1 protein-coding gene is annotated in these 364 nt (G+C 40.9%); it reads left to right on the forward strand.

Annotated elements, in window-relative coordinates; all coding sequences use genetic code 11:
- Nucleotides 1-272: zinc ribbon domain-containing protein (locus tag ACTJIX_RS14885; RefSeq protein ID WP_440611569.1), on the forward strand; the 272-nt coding region annotated here is incomplete at its 5' end.
- Nucleotides 273-364: the final 92 nt, after the last annotated feature.

Raw genomic sequence — 364 nt, forward strand, 5'->3', positions numbered from 1 at the left:
TGGGTGACTTAAGTGCCAGGAAACTAGTCAAAACTAAAATGGCAAAGTCTGTTTTAGATACAGGGTTTTCGGCACTAAAAACATTGCTCAAGTATAAATGCGAGAACGCAGGGGCATTGTTTGAGGAAGTCAATGAAGCCTATACCACCCAAATCTGTTCGTGCTGTGGTGAGATCACCTCAAGTAGTCCGAAAGGTAGGACGGGTCTTGGAATAAGAGAATGGGAGTGCGTGAGTTGCGGTACAGCTCACTATCGCTATCTAAACACATAGATACAAATAACACTTGGAATCCTTTCATAACAAAGGATTCCACTTTGTTTACATACTTACTATGTAGAATCATGAAGCTTTCCATATAGCAT

Origin of the sequence: Acinetobacter sp. 22323 (assembly GCF_052044895.1) — a bacterium.
GTDB lineage: Bacteria > Pseudomonadota > Gammaproteobacteria > Pseudomonadales > Moraxellaceae > Acinetobacter > Acinetobacter schindleri.